Below are 17,251 nucleotides of genomic sequence, written 5' to 3' on the forward strand. Positions count from 1 at the left end.
AAATAAAAATTGACGTTTACGTTGTTTGTTTCGTTCAGTTTTCAAAGAACTTGTCCGCCGCTTCAGAAGCGACTTCATCATATTAACATCTTCATTTTTCGATGTCAACTATGTTTTTTAATTTCTTTTTTGTCGTTTTCTGCGTTTCCGCATCAGCGACGTTTATTAATATACCATCATGGTTTTTAAATAACAAGTATTTTTTATAAAAAAAATACAAAAAGTTATCTATCCTACTTTCTTCTATAGAAAGAACCATTATCCTTTCTACTGAAAACATTCATTTTGATTGTATACAAGTTACTATACACTATCATCAACCAGGCGGTATTTCACAATAAGTTCCTAACCTTTAGTCCTTTCCTTTTTAAATTTTACAATTACCACAGTTCTACTTAAGAAGGACAAATAACCATTTAAATGTAGAGTAACAAAAAACGAGACCACTATACTAAAGCAAAACTTTAATTAATGCTTTTTCTCGCCAATCAGGAACTTTACTTCCACAAATAACGAACTTCCCCTCGAAATATTACCTTAAGATTATTGTTAGAATTTTTTTACATTTAATTAATGAAAGATATCCAATTTTTGTTATATAGTAAGAAAGTGCCCACAAAACTATAAATAAACTAATGGAGGAATTATCTTATGGATAGGTTAACAAAATTTTCATTAAAAAACCGAGCCGCTATTATTATCATGGTTTTTCTCATTTCCATACTTGGCGTTTATTCCGGCCCTAAATTACCTATGGAATTTTTACCAAGCATCGATAACCCCGCAATAACTGTCACGACATTATCTCAAGGGCTCGATGCTGAAACGATGACCAAGGACGTAACTGATCCCCTTGAAAAACAATTTCGTAGTTTAGAACATATCGACGGCATCACTTCTTCCACAAACGAGGGATTATCACGCATCGACATTGCATATACATCAAAGGCAAATATGAAAGACGCGGCACGCGAAGTCGAAAAAACAATTAATACAATTAAATTACCTAAAGATGTAACTAAGCCTGTAGTTAGCCAATTAAATACTTCTATGATTCCACTCGCTCAAATTACCATCCAAAAGCAGAACGGATTTTCAAAAGCTGACGAAAAACAAATCGAGAAAGAAATCGTACCACAACTCGAAAGCATTGATGGTGTTGCCAATGTTATGTTTTTCGGAAAATCAACTTCCGAATTATCCATCGTACTTGACCCTAACCAACTAAAAGATAAAAACGTAACATCAGAGCAAGTATTAAAAGTTTTACAAGGAAAAGAAACTTCCACTCCGGCCGGAGCAATTACCGTTAATAAGGAAGAATACAACCTTCGGGTCATCGGAGATATAAAAAATGTAAATGACATTAAAAATATTACCGTTACACCTCAAGTAAAGTTACAAGATGTCGCTCAAATTGAACTAAAACAACATCATGATACAATCTCGCACATAAACGGAGAAGAAGGAACAGGATTAGTCATCATGAAAGAGCCGAGTAAAAACGCGGTTGCAATTGGAAAAGAGATTGATAAAAAGATTAAAGATATAAGCAAGCAATATAAAGATCAGTTTTCTATTAAACTTCTAGCTTCAACTCATGAACAAGTTGAAAATGCTGTTACTAGTATGGGAAAAGAAGTAATCCTTGGGGCAATTGCTGCAACTCTCATTATCTTAATCTTTTTACGCAGCTTCCGAACAACACTCATCGCTGTCGTTAGTATTCCGCTATCTATTTTATTAACACTATTTTTACTCCATCAATCCAACATCACACTTAACATTCTAACTCTTGGTGGCTTAGCCGTTGCTGTGGGACGTCTCGTCGATGATAGTATCGTTGTCATCGAGAACATTTTCCGGCGTTTACAAAAAGAAACCTTCTCTAAAAATATTATTCTTGAAGCAACGAAAGAGGTCGCAGTCGCAATTACCTCTTCTACTTTAACAACAGTCGCCGTTTTTTTACCTATCGGTCTCGTATCGGGAGTAATTGGAAAACTAATGTTACCTATGGTATTAGCAGTTGTATATTCTATCCTTTCTTCTTTAATCGTTGCGTTAACAGTTGTTCCACTTATGGCTTTTTTACTACTCAAAAAAACAAAACGTCGCAATTCTCATTCTTCACCGCGATATGTCGCTACATTAAAGTGGGCTCTTTCTCATAAGTTTATCATTCTACTCACTTCTTTTTTATTGTTTGCAGGATCCATTGCAGCCTACATATTACTACCGAAAGCGAACATAAAGTCTGAGGACGATACAATGCTATCCGTTAACATGACATTTCCAACCGATTATGATTCTGAAGCTAAAAAACAAAAAGCCTTTGATTTCGAAAAGAAACTACTCTCTAATTCTGATGTAACAGATGTTATTTTGCGAATGGGATCTAGCGCAGAAGATGCACAATGGGGACAGACAACTAAAAACAATCTTGCAACTATATTTGTAGTCTTTAAAAAGGGATCTGATATCGACCAATATATTAAAGAATTAAAAAAAGAGCATAATGCTTTTGAACCAGCTGAACTTGATTATATAAAAACTAGTTACTCTGACTCCGGAGGCGGAAACAACTTACAATTTAACGTAGCCGCTACTAACGAGACAAATTTAAAAAAGGCCGCTAACATCGTCGAAACAAAACTAAAAAGTATGGACGCTCTCTCTAAAGTAAAAACAAATATAGAAGACTCTAAAAAAGAATGGCAAATTCATATCGATCAAACAAAGGCGGAACAACTCGGTTTAACACCAGAATTAGTAGCACAACAAGTATCATTCCTTATGAAGAAATCTCCTATTGGGGAAATTTCAATCAATAATGAAAAAATAACTATTATGATAGAACATAAAAAGGCATCCATTAACAAACAAGAAGATATTTTAAACACAAATATACTCTCACCTATTAACGGACCTATTCCTTTAAAAGACATTGCAACTATTTCAGAAAAGCAACTTCAAACAGAAATCTTTCATAAAGATGGGAAAGAAACGATACAAATTACTGCAGAAGCTTCAAGTGAAGATTTAAGTAAAGTAAGCGCAGAAGTAAATAAGGCTATAACCGACTTAGATTTACCTAACGGAGCAAAAGTAAATATCGCAGGCGCTACCGAGTCTATGCAAGAGAACTTCACAGATTTATTCAAAATTATGGGGATTGCAATTGGGATTGTATATTTAATTATGGTTATCACCTTCGGGCAAGCACGTGCTCCTTTCGCGATTTTATTCTCTTTACCATTAGCTGCTGTCGGCGGTATTTTAGGATTAATCATTTCAAGAACACCTGTTGACGTAAATTCATTAATCGGCGCATTAATGTTAATCGGGATTGTCGTTACAAATGCTATTGTATTAATAGAAAGAGTACAACAAAATCGGGAAAACGGTATGGAAACAAGAGAAGCCTTACTAGAAGCAGGATCTACTAGATTACGCCCAATTATTATGACAGCTATAACAACAATCGTCGCTATGCTACCACTCCTATTCGGTCAATCTCAAGCAGGAAGTATGGTATCCAAAAGTCTGGCCGTCGTTGTAATCGGTGGTTTGGCAGTCTCAACCGTTCTTACATTAGTAGTCGTTCCCGTTATGTATGAACTATTAGATAAAATCGGGCGAAAAAGACGCTCCCGCAGAAAAATAAGTACTTCTACAGAAACACCTGATATTTAAACTAAAAGGCGTTATCTTCTCGAATGAAGATAACGCCTTTTTATTTATCTACCGATATAACTCATTATTTTCGGGGCATATTGCTCTAGTAGCTTACCAGAATCTACAAGAAGATATTCATCATTGGAGGGTCTCTTACTGCCATCTAGCCACTTTTTTCAAACGCTACTTCTGATTCTACTGACTTATCTTATATTCACGTGTTTGTAACCTACGATTAATTTCTTCTATATTATTAAGATAACATTCAATATATTTATATGTAGCACCATACTTCTGATATAAACCTATTCCCTTTTCAACCATCCCATCATAGAGACATGGACTATCTAATATAACACTATGTTCTTGTTCTAACAAAAAACCTATCAGTTCCCACTCAATATAATAGGAGACTCCCCCAACAACTGTTGATTCACTTCCTTTTGCCGTTAATGATTTTAATAATGCTGATTTCACGAGGTCATGACCTCCAATAACTGCACCTGTTAACTTAGCGCTATACTTAGAAAGTGTCGATTTACCTGATCCAGGAAATCCCGACATTTGCAGAAAGAACACTTTCATCCCAACATCCGTATATCAAGTTTCCCATTCACCAACTCTCCTTCTTTTCCTGCTAACATCAAAATGGCCGTAAAAAAACTCCCTGTTTATAAACAGAGAGTTCTTACCTTCAATTTATGCCGCTTTTACCTTCTTTGTCGTTTTACTTTTTCTTTTCGTTCCTGTAAAACGCTTGTGTAATACAGATGCTACGAAACGAGAAATGATATTAAAGAGTAATACCATAATAATTAATACAGCTGCAGATTTTGTTGCAATTAACTTCGCATCTGGGATAATCCCTTCAGAGTTTAATTTCCAAATGTGAACAGCTAACGTTTCAGCTGGTCTAAATGGATTTAAAGGATGCGAGGGGCTCGAGAAGTCCGCTGCTGAATTTAAAATAGGTGATGTTAAACCCGCTGTATAAATTAACGCCGCAGCTTCACCGAATATACGGCCTGCCGCTAAAATAATACCTGTAATGATTTGTGGTAACGACGACGGAATAATGATACGGGCAATTGTTTGCCATTTCGTTGCACCTAGTCCAAGACTCGCCTCTTTTACATTATGAGGAACTTCAGAAATCGCATTTTCACAAACACGTGTTAAACCAGGTAAATTCAAAATAGTTAAAGCAAGAGCTCCACCCATTACTGTATATCCCCAGCCTGTCATTGTAACAAATACTAATAAGCCAAATAGTCCAACAACAATAGAAGGTAAAGACGCCATTGTTTCAATACATAAACGAACAAAACTTAAAAAACGACCTTGTTTTGCATACTCCGCTAAATATATTCCAGCCCCTAATCCAAGAGGAATAGATATAATAAGTGTTATAACAAGCATGTAGAAAGAATTGAATAACTGTGGACCAATTCCTCCACCAGCTCTTGTATTGCTTGGTTCTCCGAATAAGAAACTAGGATCCCAAAATCCCCATCCCTTTTGCAGAATTTCGTACATTAAAAAAGCCAGCAAAGCTACAACTAAAGCTGCAACCGCATAAAAGATACCTGTCCAAACTTTATTTACCGTTCTTGCATTCATTATTATCGCTCACCTCTTTGACCAATCGCTCGAATTACTAAAATAAACAGGAATGAAATAACAAGTAAAATCATTGCTAACGTCCATAGCGCGTTGTTCCAAGCTGTTCCGTTCAATGTATTCGTCATATCCATTGTCAGAATACCAGTTAACGTTGCTGTCGGACTATATATTCCTTCCGGTAATTTAATCGTGTTCCCGATTACCATTTGAACCGCTAACGCTTCACCAAAAGCACGCGCTAACCCTAAAACTATACCTGTTAAAATCCCTTGTTTTGCAGCAGGAACAATAACTCGGCTAATCGCTTGCCATTTCGTCGATCCTAGACCGTAAGAAGCTTCCAAGTAATCAAACGGAACAGAGCGTATTGCATCAGAGGCAATACTAGCAATAGTAGGTAAAATCATAATACTCAGGACAATAATACCCGCAATTAAACTAAAGCCCACTCCACCAAACGAATCACGTAATAGAGGAACCAAGATCGTAACCCCTAATAATCCGTATACAACTGATGGAATACCAACTAATAATTCTAAAACAGGCTTTAATACTTTATTCCCAAACTTCGGCGAAATTAAATTCATGAATATAGCAAGAGCTATAGCAATTGGTGCACTAATGACAACAGCACCTAGCGACACAAGCGTCGAACCGACAATAAAGATTACAGCACCATACGTACCTTGATCAGCATTTGGATTCCATTTTGTCGAAGTTAACACCTCAGAAAATGAGATACCACTTTGCGTGAAAGATTGAATTCCTTTGCCGCAAATAAATGCAATAATAGCTAATGTAATTAAAACAATAAAGATACCGCAAAACGTAACAAGTGATCTACCTATATATTCACTCTTTACGTAATTAATTTGTTTTTTCCCCTTCATCACAGGACAGACCCCACTTCATAGATTGAAATGAACAGGACTGGCCTTGCAGCCAGCCCCATAAAATTTTATTACTTATTTAATTTAGACATTGGGATGTAACCCATATCTTCTACTTGTTTTTCGAAATCTTTACCTTTTACATAGTCAATGTAAGCTTTTGTCGCTTCTTTTGCCTCACCTTTAGTTACCATGTACTCGTAAGACCAGAATGGATATTTACCAGCAGAGATGTTTTCAACTTTCGGTTCAGCACCATCAATTTTCACAGTTTGCAATGCACCTTTTTTATCGCCAACCATGTAAGACATTGCTAAATAGCTGATTGAACCTGGAGTAGAGTTAATTGCTTGCTCTACTGCACCGTTAGAATCTTGTGTTGTACCAGTTCCATCATTAATTTTAGCTTCTTTCATAACTGTTTTTTCAAATGTAGCACGTGTACCAGATGAAGCTGGACGATTAATTACATTGATTTTCTCATCTTTTCCGCCTAACTCTTTCCAGTTCGTCACTTTTCCAGTGAAGATATCTTGTACTTGTTTTGCTGTTAAGTTATCAACTTTTACATCTTTATTTACGACAAGCGCGAATGCGATACCCGCTACCTTGTTATCTACTAATTCTTTCGCTTTTTCAGCATCTTTTATTTTATCTGAAGCCGGAACATCCGAATTACCAATTTGTACTGCACCAGATGCTACTTGGTTAATCCCAGTTCCACTACCGCCACCTTGAACTTGAATAGAAACTTTTGAATTTTTCTCCATGAATTTCTTTCCAGCTTCCTCCGCAAGAGGTTGAAGAGCTGTAGAGCCAGCCGCTGCAATCGTACCTGATAATTCTTGTTTTGCATCGCTACCTTTAGCAGCTTCCTTATTATCCGTACTTTCTGCTTTTCCACATCCAACTAATGCACCTGCAACAACTAAAGCCGCTAAAGAAAATTTAATACCCTTTTTCATAATCATGTCTTGTACCCCCATTTGGATTATCACTTTTCGAATTCATCTTCTTTCGAACACAAATTCATTGTAGGACAACAATATTATGTGAGTGTTAAGCAATTTTTAAGTTTAAGTAAATAGAGATAACATCCCATAAAAGCTAGGCATTCCAACATTTACAGTTAAAAAAGCCAACAAAACCCACACTAAACACGCAGTATTGTAAATTTATTCTTAACAATGTAAATCCAATGTAAATATTTTTCTTTATTTTTCCCTTTAAGTTAAAACTATATTTACAAATCCACTATATTTTTAAAAGTTTACACTCTTACTTTATTTACATTAAGAAGAATTTCAGTAATATTTTTCGGTACAACTCAATAAATTGGAACAATTCTAAAAAAATTTGAATATTTTTAAAGTACTAATTGACAGCATCATTAAATGTAGTCTACTATATTAGTATCAAAAAGTTTACCTAAGGAAACTTTTTAAACTAAAACTAAAAATATAGAGATGAGGTAACTTTTATGGTATCGGCTAATACTAAACCCCTTTCCGAATTCAGAACAGGGGAATTTGTACAAATTGAGAAGATACAATTAGAAGGAACTATGAAACGACGTTTATTAGATTTAGGCTTTTTTCCTGGAGCGACAATTAAAGTATTACAACGCAGCCCACTTGGAGACCCAGTCGCTTATCAAGTAAGCAACACAACTATTGCACTGCGTAGTGAAGAAAGCTCCCTTATTTTCGGGGTATTAATAGGAGATGATTTCAGATGAGTAACCATCGCATTGCGTTAGCTGGTAACCCGAATACCGGGAAAAGTACATTATTTAATACTTTAACAGGCTTAAAACAACATACTGGAAACTGGACGGGGAAAACTGTTTTAAAGGCTGAAGGGGAATATAAGCATGGCGGAAATATATATACAATAATAGATTTACCTGGAACTTACTCACTGTATTCAAATTCGGCAGATGAAGAAGTCGCACGAGATTATATTATATTTGAAAAACCAGAAGTAACTGTAGTTGTTATAGACGCAACTGCAATGGAAAGAAATTTAAATTTAGCACTCCAAGTGATGGAAATGACAAACGATGTGGTCATTTGTATTAACTTAATTGATGAAGCGGAGAAAAAAGGAATCATTATTGACGAAAAGAAATTAGCAAAATCACTCGGTGTACCGGTAGTTAAAATTTCAGCCCGAAACCGAGTTGGTATCGGACATTTACTAAGCGTCGTTGCTAAAGTAGCAAATAAAAAAATCATTCCAACACCAATTAAAATTACTTATAATGAAAAAATCGAAAATATGATTCAAGAATTAGAACCACAAATTTATAAAGTGTTCGGCAATACGTATCCAGCACGTTGGATTGCGCTACGTATTTTAGATGGAGATAAAAATTTCTTAACTGCACTTCAAAAACATCATAACGAACCACTTGTAAGGGAGGTCATAATAAATGGAATCTCACTCAGCCAGTAAAGCTCTTCCGCTGGACTATATTGTTCAACATGCACAAACACTTTCAAAAGAGGACATACGAGATGACATTGTCGGAGATATTTATCGAACCTCCGCAAGTATATGTAAAGAAGCTGTCCAATATACGAATACTGACAAATTATATCGTTCAGAAAGATTAGATAAGATTTTCACTTCTCCTATTTGGGGATTTCCAATTATGCTCGGTATTTTATCTATTATTTTTTATCTTACAATCGCCGGTGCTAACGTGCCATCCGAGATGATTGCTGAATTTTTTGGCTGGGTCGAAGGATATTTAACATCTTGGTTCCAAGCAATGCATGCACCAGAATGGCTACATGGTGTTTTAATACTTGGTTTATTCCGTGGTACCGGAGCCGTTATTAGCGTTATGTTACCACCTATGGCAATCTTCTTCCCTATGTTTGCCCTATTAGAAAACTATGGATATTTACCACGCGTTGCGTTTAACATGGATCGTTTATTTAAACGCTCTGGCGCGCATGGGAAACAATCTTTAACTATGGCAATGGGGTTCGGATGTAACGCTGCCGCTATTATGTCAACACGTATTATCGAATCACCACGTGAGCGTATGCTTGCCATTTTAACAAACAACTTCGTCCCATGTAATGGACGCTGGCCTACATTAATCTTAATGGCTTCATTATTTATGGCTGCTGGATATACAGGCAGCATGCAAACACTTGTTACTGCCGGCGTTGTCGTTGGAATGGTTGTAATTGGCGTTATTGTAACTTTAACTGTTTCTTGGGTTTTATCAAAAACTGCTCTAAAAGGCGTTCCAACTCACTATACGTTAGAGTTACCACCATACCGCAAACCTAAAATTTGGAATACAATTGTGCGTTCAACGCTTGATAAATCAATATATGTTTTAAAACGAGCTGTAATTGTAGCTGCACCTGCCGCTGTATTAACTTGGATACTTGCTAATATTTTCGTCGGTGACACAAGCTTACTTATGCATTTCGTAAACTTCCTAGATCCATTTGCTAAATTACTAGGACTTGACGGTTTTATTCTAGCTGCATTCATTCTTGGGCTACCAGCTAATGAAATTGTCATCCCGATTTTATTAATGTCTTACTTATCAACTGGCGCTTTAACTGAAATAGATGATTTTAATCAAATTAAAAATCTATTCTTAGAAAATGGTTGGACTTGGTTGACAGCGTTAAACACAATGTTGTTCTCACTCCTTCATTTCCCGTGTGGAACAACACTAGTTAACATATATAAAGAAACAAAAAGTGCAAAATGGACATTCTTATCGTTCGCAATCCCTACTGTTATTGCAATTGTTGTTACATTCCTCTCTACACAATTGGTACATTGGTTAGGGCTTGTATAAGCAAAGTATACATAGAAGGTATCCCCCTTCAACATATGCTTTGTGCAAAAAAAGAAACCTGAAACTTATTCAGGTTTCTTTTTTTGCGCATCCTTTTTCCACGGCTGGGCACCATACGTTGTAAGTTTTTTATGAATAAAATATATAGTCCCTGGAAGAACCGCCATTAATATCGTGCAACTAATTCCCAATCCAGTAAACAACTTCCACCACCTTATTTCACTCTCTTCGGTAAAGCTGAACCTGAATGTGCAATTGTTGGATGAACATGAACAGTAATTTCAGCATTACTAAAGTAATTTTCGCCTTGATCCCAATTCTTACTTATCTTTTTCCACTCTTTATAATTATGTCGCTTATATACTTCCCCTAATGCTAATACATCTACCTTATATTTTTTTTGAACAAGCTTAATCGATTTTTGGATGCGTTTCTCCATTTCCTCTGAAATATCCTTCTCTAAACGCTTTTCATTCAAAACCTTTTTATGATCACTAAAGTGCAACTCAGCCAATGTACCTTCCAGAGATAAGTGAATATTAAACTTTGGTTTTGTAGCATTTTCCGTAGATACTTTAATCTTTCGGTGCATCTTATGAATTTCATATGTAATAAGCTGGTCTTTTTTGCGGATAGTAAAAAAACCTCCAATTTTTTTACCTATTATATAATTCATTCCTAATGTTTGTTCTCCACTTAAACTGCCTACACACTTATTATCCTTCCCACGAAACAGCGCTGCCCCATTCATTTGTACCCCTTGTTTTGTTAGTTCGAGAATAGGTAATACGAAACTTTGGTTAGCAATCATTTTTTGCTGTACCTCACCAATTCTTGCAGCCTCGATCATTTGAGCATTTTTCGGAGGATGCTCAGCTAACATATCAATGTATTGCGCTGGTAAATTTTCAGGTTTTGCACTTTGTTTTAAAATAGCTTCTGCATTTTTCTTAGAAACAAACAAACGAATATTTCTTCTCATCTCATGATCACGAATATATACATCCAACGTATTTTGTAAAATATACGGTTTCGATAGTAATTCTTCAGAGAAAATAATTACTTGTATATGCGGAAAAAATAATGTACGACTAATCTTTTTAGCAATAATTCTTATTTGTTCAAACACACTATCTGCTTTCGCACTAACATTAATATAATTTTCGCCATCTCCATCACCTTGTCCACCTTGCTGCGCTAACTTACTGGGAAGTACCATCTGATACGTCCCTTTCATAATTGGATTTGCTTTCTTTGCCTTTACAATATCGTAAGCTGCACCTACTACAAATCCTCTTTCTTCTATTTCTTCTAACTCAGAGCACCCACTTATAGATCCAGCTAAAACCATAACCATTATAATTTTAAGAAGGTGTTTCATTTCTACCATTCCTTCTTTTTATTTTATATACAATAAAAACTAACAAAGGCGCTAGCACGACAAACCCCATATCTATCCAAGCTAAATAAGTCCCGTAATTTGACAATTCTTTCGAATTACTAGGTATCATATTCACCATAAAAATAATCGGGGCACTTACAAAAATGAAAATATGTTTCTTCACTTTCGGAAACATAGCACAAAATAATAAAGATGCGACGTCATAATACATTGCTGTAGTATTATAAATAGTAATAATCCAAGTAGTAAAAAAAATCGCATCAAATCTTTCTAAAAACCCTCCACCAATTTCAATTTCTTTCCCTAATTCAATTGTTGGATATGTCAATCCACGTGTTGTCATATACGTAAAAACACTAATACAAGTTACATAAATTAAAATGTATGACAACACGTTTACTATCACCGCTTTTGCAACTGCCATTGGCGCTTTTTTCGCTGTCTTATCGTTCAACAACACAGCATAAAACAGAGCTACCTCAAATCCGATGAATGTAAAAATAGAATTCTTAACTCCTACAGCATACTGACTGACATTCGTTTGAAAAGCCGGTAGTAAATTATCTATTTCCATTAAGTTCACATTCAATAAAGAAAGAAGCACTATCGCAATTAAAACAATTGGTAAGAATAGAACATTTAACCTTAATAAAGCCGCTCTCGATCCTGCTACTCCATAAATAACAACTAATAAGAAGAAGAAAGACAATAGCTGTATTGGTGTATCACTAAATAAATATGTTTGTGAAATAACCGCAATCATTCGCGATTCATATGCTGTCAAAGCTGCAAACGTTAATACTAAAATACTACTAATTGTGTACGCAACAGGTTTCGTCAAATGCGCACTTGTATATTGAACAAAGTTTTGTTTTGGGAATAAAATAGCTACCCTCGTTACAAACCAACCTAAAACCGCACATATCAATCCACCCAAAAGTAAAATAATCCAACCGTCCGAAAATAAAGTTTGATCGGCAATATCTCTCGGCATAGACAATGCCCCTATACCAATAATGGTTGACGATACCGCAAAGCCAATTTCCCGAGATCCAATCTCTTCATCGCCATACTCAAATGGTTTCAATTATTTTCGCTCCTTTGGACGTATTGTAGAATCTTTTGTTTGTAAATATTCCGGTCTCTCTTTTAACATTGATTTTGGTAGGCGAACCAATTCTTCTTCCCAATCTTTATAAAAAGCAGGAGCAATAGGTGTTGTATACGGAACCCCAACACTCTTTAAATTTGTAATATGAACCGCAAGTGCAATAAGAGCTAAAATGATTCCGTACAACCCAAAAGCAGTTGCAGCTAACACGAAGACGAAAAGTAAAATTCGAAATGTAATCGTAATGCTATATACAGGAAGTGAAAATGTAGCAATTGCGGTAACCGCAATAATAATTACTAAAAACGGATTTACAATCCCCGCATTTACTGCCGCTTCTCCAATTACAAGACCACCTACGATACCAATTGTTTGCCCCATCGGTTTCGGAAGCCTAATCCCGGCTTCTCGTATTAATTCCATCGTTAATGCCATCATTAGGGTTTCAATATAAGCAGGAAATGGCACCCCTTCTCTCGCTCCCGCAATAGAATAAGCTAGTTTAGATGGGATGAGCCCTTGATGATACGATACAAGCGCTACGTACATGGCAGGTAATAAAACAGCAGCGATACCTGATCCCATACGTAAAATTCTTAATAACGTTCCAATTACCCAACGCTCATAATGATCTTCTACAGATTGAAAAATATCAACAAACACTAGTGGAGCTATAAGAGCAAATGGTGACCCATCTACTAAAATGGCCGCTTTCCCTTTCGCCAATGCAGCCACTATATTATCTGGTCTTTCTGTATTTAAAAACTGCGGAAATGGAGACAAATTATTATCTTGAATTAATTGCTCAATCGTTCCTGTCTCAAAAATGACATCTGTCACTATTGATTGAAGACGCCGATCTAGCTCTTTTACGATGTAAGGGTTAATAATATCTTCTATATATACTAGGGTTACTTCTTTCTGCGATCGCTTCCCCATAATATAAGATTGAAACCGTAACTTCGGATCACGTAAACCACGGCGAATTAACATTTTATTCACATTAATATCTTCATTTAATCCAACTCTCGGTCCACGTATTAAATCTTCTGTCACTGGCGGTTCTAGACTTCTTTTCTCCCAAGCCCTACTGTTAACAACAATAGCCGTTTGAATATTATCAATTAATACAACTGCATCCCCCGCTAAAATCGAGTTAATAATTTTAGCAAATGTTGTTTCAGTATTTACTTCTGCAATAGAAATAAAACGATCCAACAATGTCTGAACCACAGCTGCTTCATTTGGTATTTCTTCATATTGAAGTGTACGAACTACGTATTTATAAACATTATCCTTATCTGTCAATCCACATAAAAAAACAACCGCACAACGTGTAATGCTACCAGCAAGAGCAACTTCTCTAATTGTTAAATCATTAGGTGAACCTAACTCATCTCTAATTTCCTTCATAACTTCAAACAAGTTACCTTTTAGCTCTAACAATTTCCCCACCTAACTTCCTTTTCAACAAGTTTTTAGTTAGATTCCGCTAATAGAAGAAAATATATACAAAAAAGAGCTATCTCTTTTCAAAGATAGCTCTAACACATGAATCACTTTTCTACTATTATATTGTCTGTCTTTACAGATACATTTTTTGTGAACCCACTAACTACAAACATCACAATAATATTAACTAACAATGCGGCTATACCTATATTCACATCTTTTATACACTGCGGGACACCCGGAAACATCGTAGCTATAGTAGAACCAGCTAAATTGATATACGTGACAACCAACAACCCAATCCCCGCAATCGCACCTTGCTTCGTAATAATTTGACGAGGAAACAAACTACATACACGTGCTAGCACGTGTATTTTCTTCATCTCATTCTCCTTTACTTATAAAATTCATAATGGATGATACAAAGACTTCCACTCCAATTGGTAATGCGTCTTCGTCAATTGTAAAACGAGGATGGTGATGCGGATATATAATTCCCTTCTCTTCATTGCCTGCCCCAATAAAAAAGAATGTTCCTGGTGCCTTTTGTAAAAATGCCGAAAAATCTTCTCCTGCCATCGTTGGTTGTAAACGAACAACTCTCTCTCTTCCATACAGCTGTAATGCCGTATGTTCAATAAGCTCTGTAACTTCATAATCGTTCACAACTGGTCGATATCCATACTCATAAGAAAATGTATACTTAGCACCGTAGGATTCTGTAATATGTTTTACAATCCTTTCAAGCTTCTTCTTTGTTTCTTCTCTTAATTCATGCCTTAAACTTCTCACTGTCCCTTCAATCTCCGCTTGTTCCGGGATAACATTATGAGTTGTCCCAGAATGAAATTGTGTAACAGATACTACGAGAGAATCTAACGGATTCGTGAGGCGAGATACAATTTGCTGAATTTGCGAAACAACTTGTGCACCAATGGCGATACTATCAACTGTTTCATGCGGAATTCCAGCATGCCCACCTTTTCCCTCTATCGTAATTTTAAAAACGTCCGGCGCCGCCATCGCAGGACCATAAATTACACCTACTTTTCCAACCTCTAATGACGCCCAAAGATGAGCACCAATAATGTAATCCACACCTGCCATCACTCCCGCTGCGACCATTTCCTCTGCACCGCCCGGAAAGTTTTCTTCTGCATGTTGAAATAAAAAGCGAATCTCTCCTTTAACTTTCTCTCTTCTCTCTACCAACTTATGTACTACACCAAGCAATATTGCCATGTGACCATCGTGACCACACGCATGCATCACACCTGGATATGTAGAAATAAAATCAAACTTATTTTCTTCATGAATAGGAAGAGCATCCATATCAGCACGAACCGCGATAATTTTACCAGGCTGCTTACCAATTAACCTTGCCATTACACTATATTTAGTAGGCCTTGAGACTTCTAAATACGGGATTTCCCGAAGTATGTCGAATACAAATTGAGATGTTTTTTCCTCTTGAAAAGATAACTCTGGATACTTATGAAAATGCCTTCTCCACTCAATCAACTGATTCTTTGATAAAACAAGTTCCTTTGCGACATCCATTTCTCTTCTCCCCTTCTTTACCAAGTTAAATGTTAGTATAGCGTGAACTGTTAACTTCCGAAAGAATTTTCAGAATTTTCTATGATAAATATTCAAAAAGAAAAAGCCATCTCAAGATGACTTTTCACTTTATAAAATAGTAATCGCTTGTTTCCCCATTTGCTCCCACGCCTTTTCAAATTCAGCACGAGGAACAGCTTTTCGTGGATTGTTTGCAAGAGGATCATTTACGTATACAAAGTTTTGATCATATCCAATTACTACAACACTATGCTCATAATATGTAATTTTCACTTCACCTGAACTCGTATTCCATGTTTCAAAACTACTTTCAGCTAATGGTTTAAACGTTGTATTAATAATTACCCATACCGGAGAACCAGAACTAATTACTTTATATAGATCTTGCACGTCTCTGCCCGTTAAATTAATTACTTTTTCAGGAACATATTTTTCTGCTAAATTAAAAATTGGTTGATTGTATACACCGTATCCTCGCTCAGCTTTCGTATAAATATTTCCAACGAATCCCTCATAAGGATTTCCATGCAAACCATTTTGTTCAAATGGGACGCGATGAATCTCACTAGCAAGTTGCATCTTATCTACTTGTACACCTTTATGTTGCAGTAGCATAGCTAAACTTGTCACTTCACAACCTCTAGGTAATTCAGGTAACTGTCTAATAAACGGAACCTCTGTAATCATTGCACTTTCTTTCATCTCAGAGAAAAGGTCTAACCGTAATTCTTGTGCCTTTCTCATAATTTTATCTTTCTCGAAAAAAAACACGACAGCAAATATAATACCGAAAATAAAAATATATTTTAACTTTTTCATCATAAACCAAACTCCATTATATCAATTATTTAAAGGCGCAACTTCTATCATTGTACCTTTCTTCTTACTAGTTTGCTAGAAAGATTCTGTAAATTATTATTCACAAATATCATCGTAAAATTCTAATTTTTTCGACAAAAAGAAAAAATGATATGCTTTTTCAGAACGTTTTACTAACAACAAAATTATTAACATAGTGAAAGAATCGCGTTTCCTTCACTATGTTAATAAACATTCTAAGGTATTTAGTCATAGTTAGTTTTTCCTTTACATACTCAGTTCACAACAAAATAAACCGAGTATGTTTTTCACCCCGCTAATGATTAAAAGTACCGAATGAAATCTAATTAACACATACAAAAAAATATGGGGGGAGGGGCATATGAATCAACAAGTAGAACAAGCAGATTTAAAATACCGTACACCACTTTATCCAATAGTTCCAATCGTAGCTTTCTCATTCAATTTCCTTACATTTGTTAGTTTAGCCTTTATTCCAGATCAGAGAATTTCTCTGTCTTGCGGGATTCCATTTATAATCATTTGCTACATTTTATACCAAATTAAACATTCGGAAAGTTGTCACATTTGAACAAAAAAGAAATATAACCTAGGTAACAAGTTGAATATACTAAAAATTCAGTAATCTTTCTTATGATAAGATAATTTTTTTCTATTTATTGGATATGTTGGTATAACTTTATTTATCTTAAAATTCTCACAATAACGTTTTTATCTGGAAAATAGTTTACAATGTTATCAAGTTACAAATGATATTCACCTTAAAAAGCGTGCATTTGTGTCTATTTTTTAACAATATAATAAAAACTATTGCCAACTATAAATTAATAGGTTTATAT

At 35.5% G+C, this 17,251-nt stretch carries 13 protein-coding genes and 3 pseudogenes; 5 read left to right on the forward strand and 11 right to left on the reverse strand.

The window, feature by feature from the left end:
• The first annotated feature begins 651 nt into the window (after positions 1–651).
• Entirely contained in the window at positions 652–3,696 is a 3,045-nt protein-coding gene (locus tag AB3X48_RS08810; RefSeq protein WP_367959297.1) for an efflux RND transporter permease subunit, read from the forward strand.
• A gap of 44 nt (positions 3,697–3,740) precedes the next feature.
• Here AB3X48_RS08810 and AB3X48_RS08815 read toward each other — a convergent pair.
• The 4 genes and pseudogenes from AB3X48_RS08815 to AB3X48_RS08830 all read right to left on the reverse strand — a co-directional run bounded on the left by AB3X48_RS08815 (position 3,741) and on the right by AB3X48_RS08830 (position 7,162).
• Positions 3,741–4,257: pseudogene (locus AB3X48_RS08815) on the reverse strand (P-loop nucleotide/nucleoside kinase family protein).
• Positions 4,258–4,377: 120 nt separating this feature from the next.
• On the reverse strand, positions 4,378–5,298 hold the full coding sequence (pstA, locus tag AB3X48_RS08820) for a phosphate ABC transporter permease PstA (RefSeq protein WP_016103572.1): 921 nt from the start codon (positions 5,296–5,298) through the stop codon (positions 4,378–4,380).
• A gap of 2 nt (positions 5,299–5,300) precedes the next feature.
• Positions 5,301–6,191, reverse strand: coding sequence for a phosphate ABC transporter permease subunit PstC (pstC, locus tag AB3X48_RS08825; RefSeq protein WP_002159250.1), 891 nt, complete (start codon positions 6,189–6,191; stop codon positions 5,301–5,303).
• A 71-nt stretch (positions 6,192–6,262) separates the two neighbouring features.
• Positions 6,263–7,162 carry a phosphate ABC transporter substrate-binding protein PstS family protein gene (locus tag AB3X48_RS08830; protein WP_002114243.1) on the reverse strand — a complete coding sequence of 300 codons (900 nt, stop codon included), beginning with the start codon at positions 7,160–7,162 and terminating at the stop codon, positions 6,263–6,265.
• 509 nt (positions 7,163–7,671) lie between these two features.
• On the opposite strand from AB3X48_RS08830, the gene AB3X48_RS08835 reads away from it, so the two are divergent.
• Genes AB3X48_RS08835 through AB3X48_RS08845 form a run of 3 tightly spaced genes read left to right on the forward strand, consistent with a single transcriptional unit; the run spans position 7,672 to position 10,026 of the window.
• The gene (locus tag AB3X48_RS08835) at positions 7,672–7,929 is read left to right on the forward strand and encodes a FeoA family protein (RefSeq protein ID WP_002090873.1); all 258 of its coding nucleotides are present in this window, start codon (positions 7,672–7,674) and stop codon (positions 7,927–7,929) included.
• Positions 7,926–8,648, forward strand: a complete 723-nt coding sequence (locus AB3X48_RS08840; RefSeq protein WP_002159251.1) for a FeoB small GTPase domain-containing protein — start codon at positions 7,926–7,928, stop codon at positions 8,646–8,648. The genes AB3X48_RS08835 and AB3X48_RS08840 overlap by 4 nt, the downstream gene beginning before the upstream one ends.
• Positions 8,626–10,026: a nucleoside recognition domain-containing protein gene (locus AB3X48_RS08845; RefSeq protein ID WP_002159252.1), complete on the forward strand. Its 1,401-nt coding sequence runs from the start codon at positions 8,626–8,628 to the stop codon at positions 10,024–10,026. Before AB3X48_RS08840 ends, AB3X48_RS08845 begins: the two co-directional genes overlap by 23 nt.
• A gap of 65 nt (positions 10,027–10,091) precedes the next feature.
• On the opposite strand, the gene AB3X48_RS08850 is transcribed toward AB3X48_RS08845, so the two are convergent.
• From AB3X48_RS08850 to AB3X48_RS08880, 7 genes and pseudogenes are all read right to left on the reverse strand, one after another.
• Positions 10,092–10,229, reverse strand: a complete 138-nt coding sequence (locus tag AB3X48_RS08850) for a hypothetical protein (protein WP_087945977.1) — start codon at positions 10,227–10,229, stop codon at positions 10,092–10,094.
• Positions 10,230–10,240: 11 nt separating this feature from the next.
• Positions 10,241–11,407 (reverse strand): Ger(x)C family spore germination protein, encoded by a 1,167-nt coding sequence (locus AB3X48_RS08855; RefSeq protein ID WP_002116283.1) that lies wholly within the window; start codon positions 11,405–11,407, stop codon positions 10,241–10,243.
• Positions 11,391–12,515: a spore germination protein GerLB gene (gene gerLB / locus AB3X48_RS08860; protein WP_002159253.1), complete on the reverse strand. Its 1,125-nt coding sequence runs from the start codon at positions 12,513–12,515 to the stop codon at positions 11,391–11,393. Before gerLB ends, AB3X48_RS08855 begins: the two co-directional genes overlap by 17 nt.
• Positions 12,516–13,994, reverse strand: coding sequence for a spore germination protein (locus AB3X48_RS08865; protein ID WP_082187192.1), 1,479 nt, complete (start codon positions 13,992–13,994; stop codon positions 12,516–12,518).
• A gap of 101 nt (positions 13,995–14,095) precedes the next feature.
• Positions 14,096–14,353, reverse strand: a pseudogene (locus AB3X48_RS08870) (sodium:solute symporter family protein); the annotation flags it as partial.
• 22 nt (positions 14,354–14,375) lie between these two features.
• Positions 14,376–15,551, reverse strand: coding sequence for an amidohydrolase (locus AB3X48_RS08875; protein ID WP_016103568.1), 1,176 nt, complete (start codon positions 15,549–15,551; stop codon positions 14,376–14,378).
• A 129-nt stretch (positions 15,552–15,680) separates the two neighbouring features.
• On the reverse strand, positions 15,681–16,391 hold the full coding sequence (locus AB3X48_RS08880) for a C39 family peptidase (RefSeq protein ID WP_033710649.1): 711 nt from the start codon (positions 16,389–16,391) through the stop codon (positions 15,681–15,683).
• 406 nt (positions 16,392–16,797) lie between these two features.
• Here AB3X48_RS08880 and AB3X48_RS08885 point away from each other — a divergent pair.
• Positions 16,798–17,005 (forward strand): annotated as a pseudogene (locus AB3X48_RS08885) (amino acid permease); the annotation flags it as partial.
• Positions 17,006–17,251 lie beyond the last annotated feature (246 nt).

The organism is Bacillus sp. S4, assembly GCF_040838205.1.
Taxonomy (GTDB): Bacteria; Bacillota; Bacilli; order Bacillales; family Bacillaceae_G; genus Bacillus_A; species Bacillus_A cereus_U.

Excerpts from the sequence above, each read along its gene's own strand:
- AB3X48_RS08835 (WP_002090873.1), top strand. The coding sequence starts at position 7,672 with ATGGTATCGGCTAATACTAAACCCCTTTCCGAATTCAGAACAGGGGAA.
- AB3X48_RS08880 (WP_033710649.1), bottom strand. The coding sequence starts at position 16,391 with ATGAAAAAGTTAAAATATATTTTTATTTTCGGTATTATATTTGCTGTC.
- AB3X48_RS08840 (WP_002159251.1), top strand. The coding sequence starts at position 7,926 with ATGAGTAACCATCGCATTGCGTTAGCTGGTAACCCGAATACCGGGAAA.
- AB3X48_RS08830 (WP_002114243.1), bottom strand. The coding sequence starts at position 7,162 with ATGATTATGAAAAAGGGTATTAAATTTTCTTTAGCGGCTTTAGTTGTT.
- AB3X48_RS08845 (WP_002159252.1), top strand. The coding sequence starts at position 8,626 with ATGGAATCTCACTCAGCCAGTAAAGCTCTTCCGCTGGACTATATTGTT.
- AB3X48_RS08810 (WP_367959297.1), top strand. The coding sequence starts at position 652 with ATGGATAGGTTAACAAAATTTTCATTAAAAAACCGAGCCGCTATTATT.
- AB3X48_RS08875 (WP_016103568.1), bottom strand. The coding sequence starts at position 15,551 with ATGGATGTCGCAAAGGAACTTGTTTTATCAAAGAATCAGTTGATTGAG.
- AB3X48_RS08855 (WP_002116283.1), bottom strand. The coding sequence starts at position 11,407 with ATGAAACACCTTCTTAAAATTATAATGGTTATGGTTTTAGCTGGATCT.
- pstA (WP_016103572.1), bottom strand. The coding sequence starts at position 5,298 with ATGAATGCAAGAACGGTAAATAAAGTTTGGACAGGTATCTTTTATGCG.
- pstC (WP_002159250.1), bottom strand. The coding sequence starts at position 6,191 with ATGAAGGGGAAAAAACAAATTAATTACGTAAAGAGTGAATATATAGGT.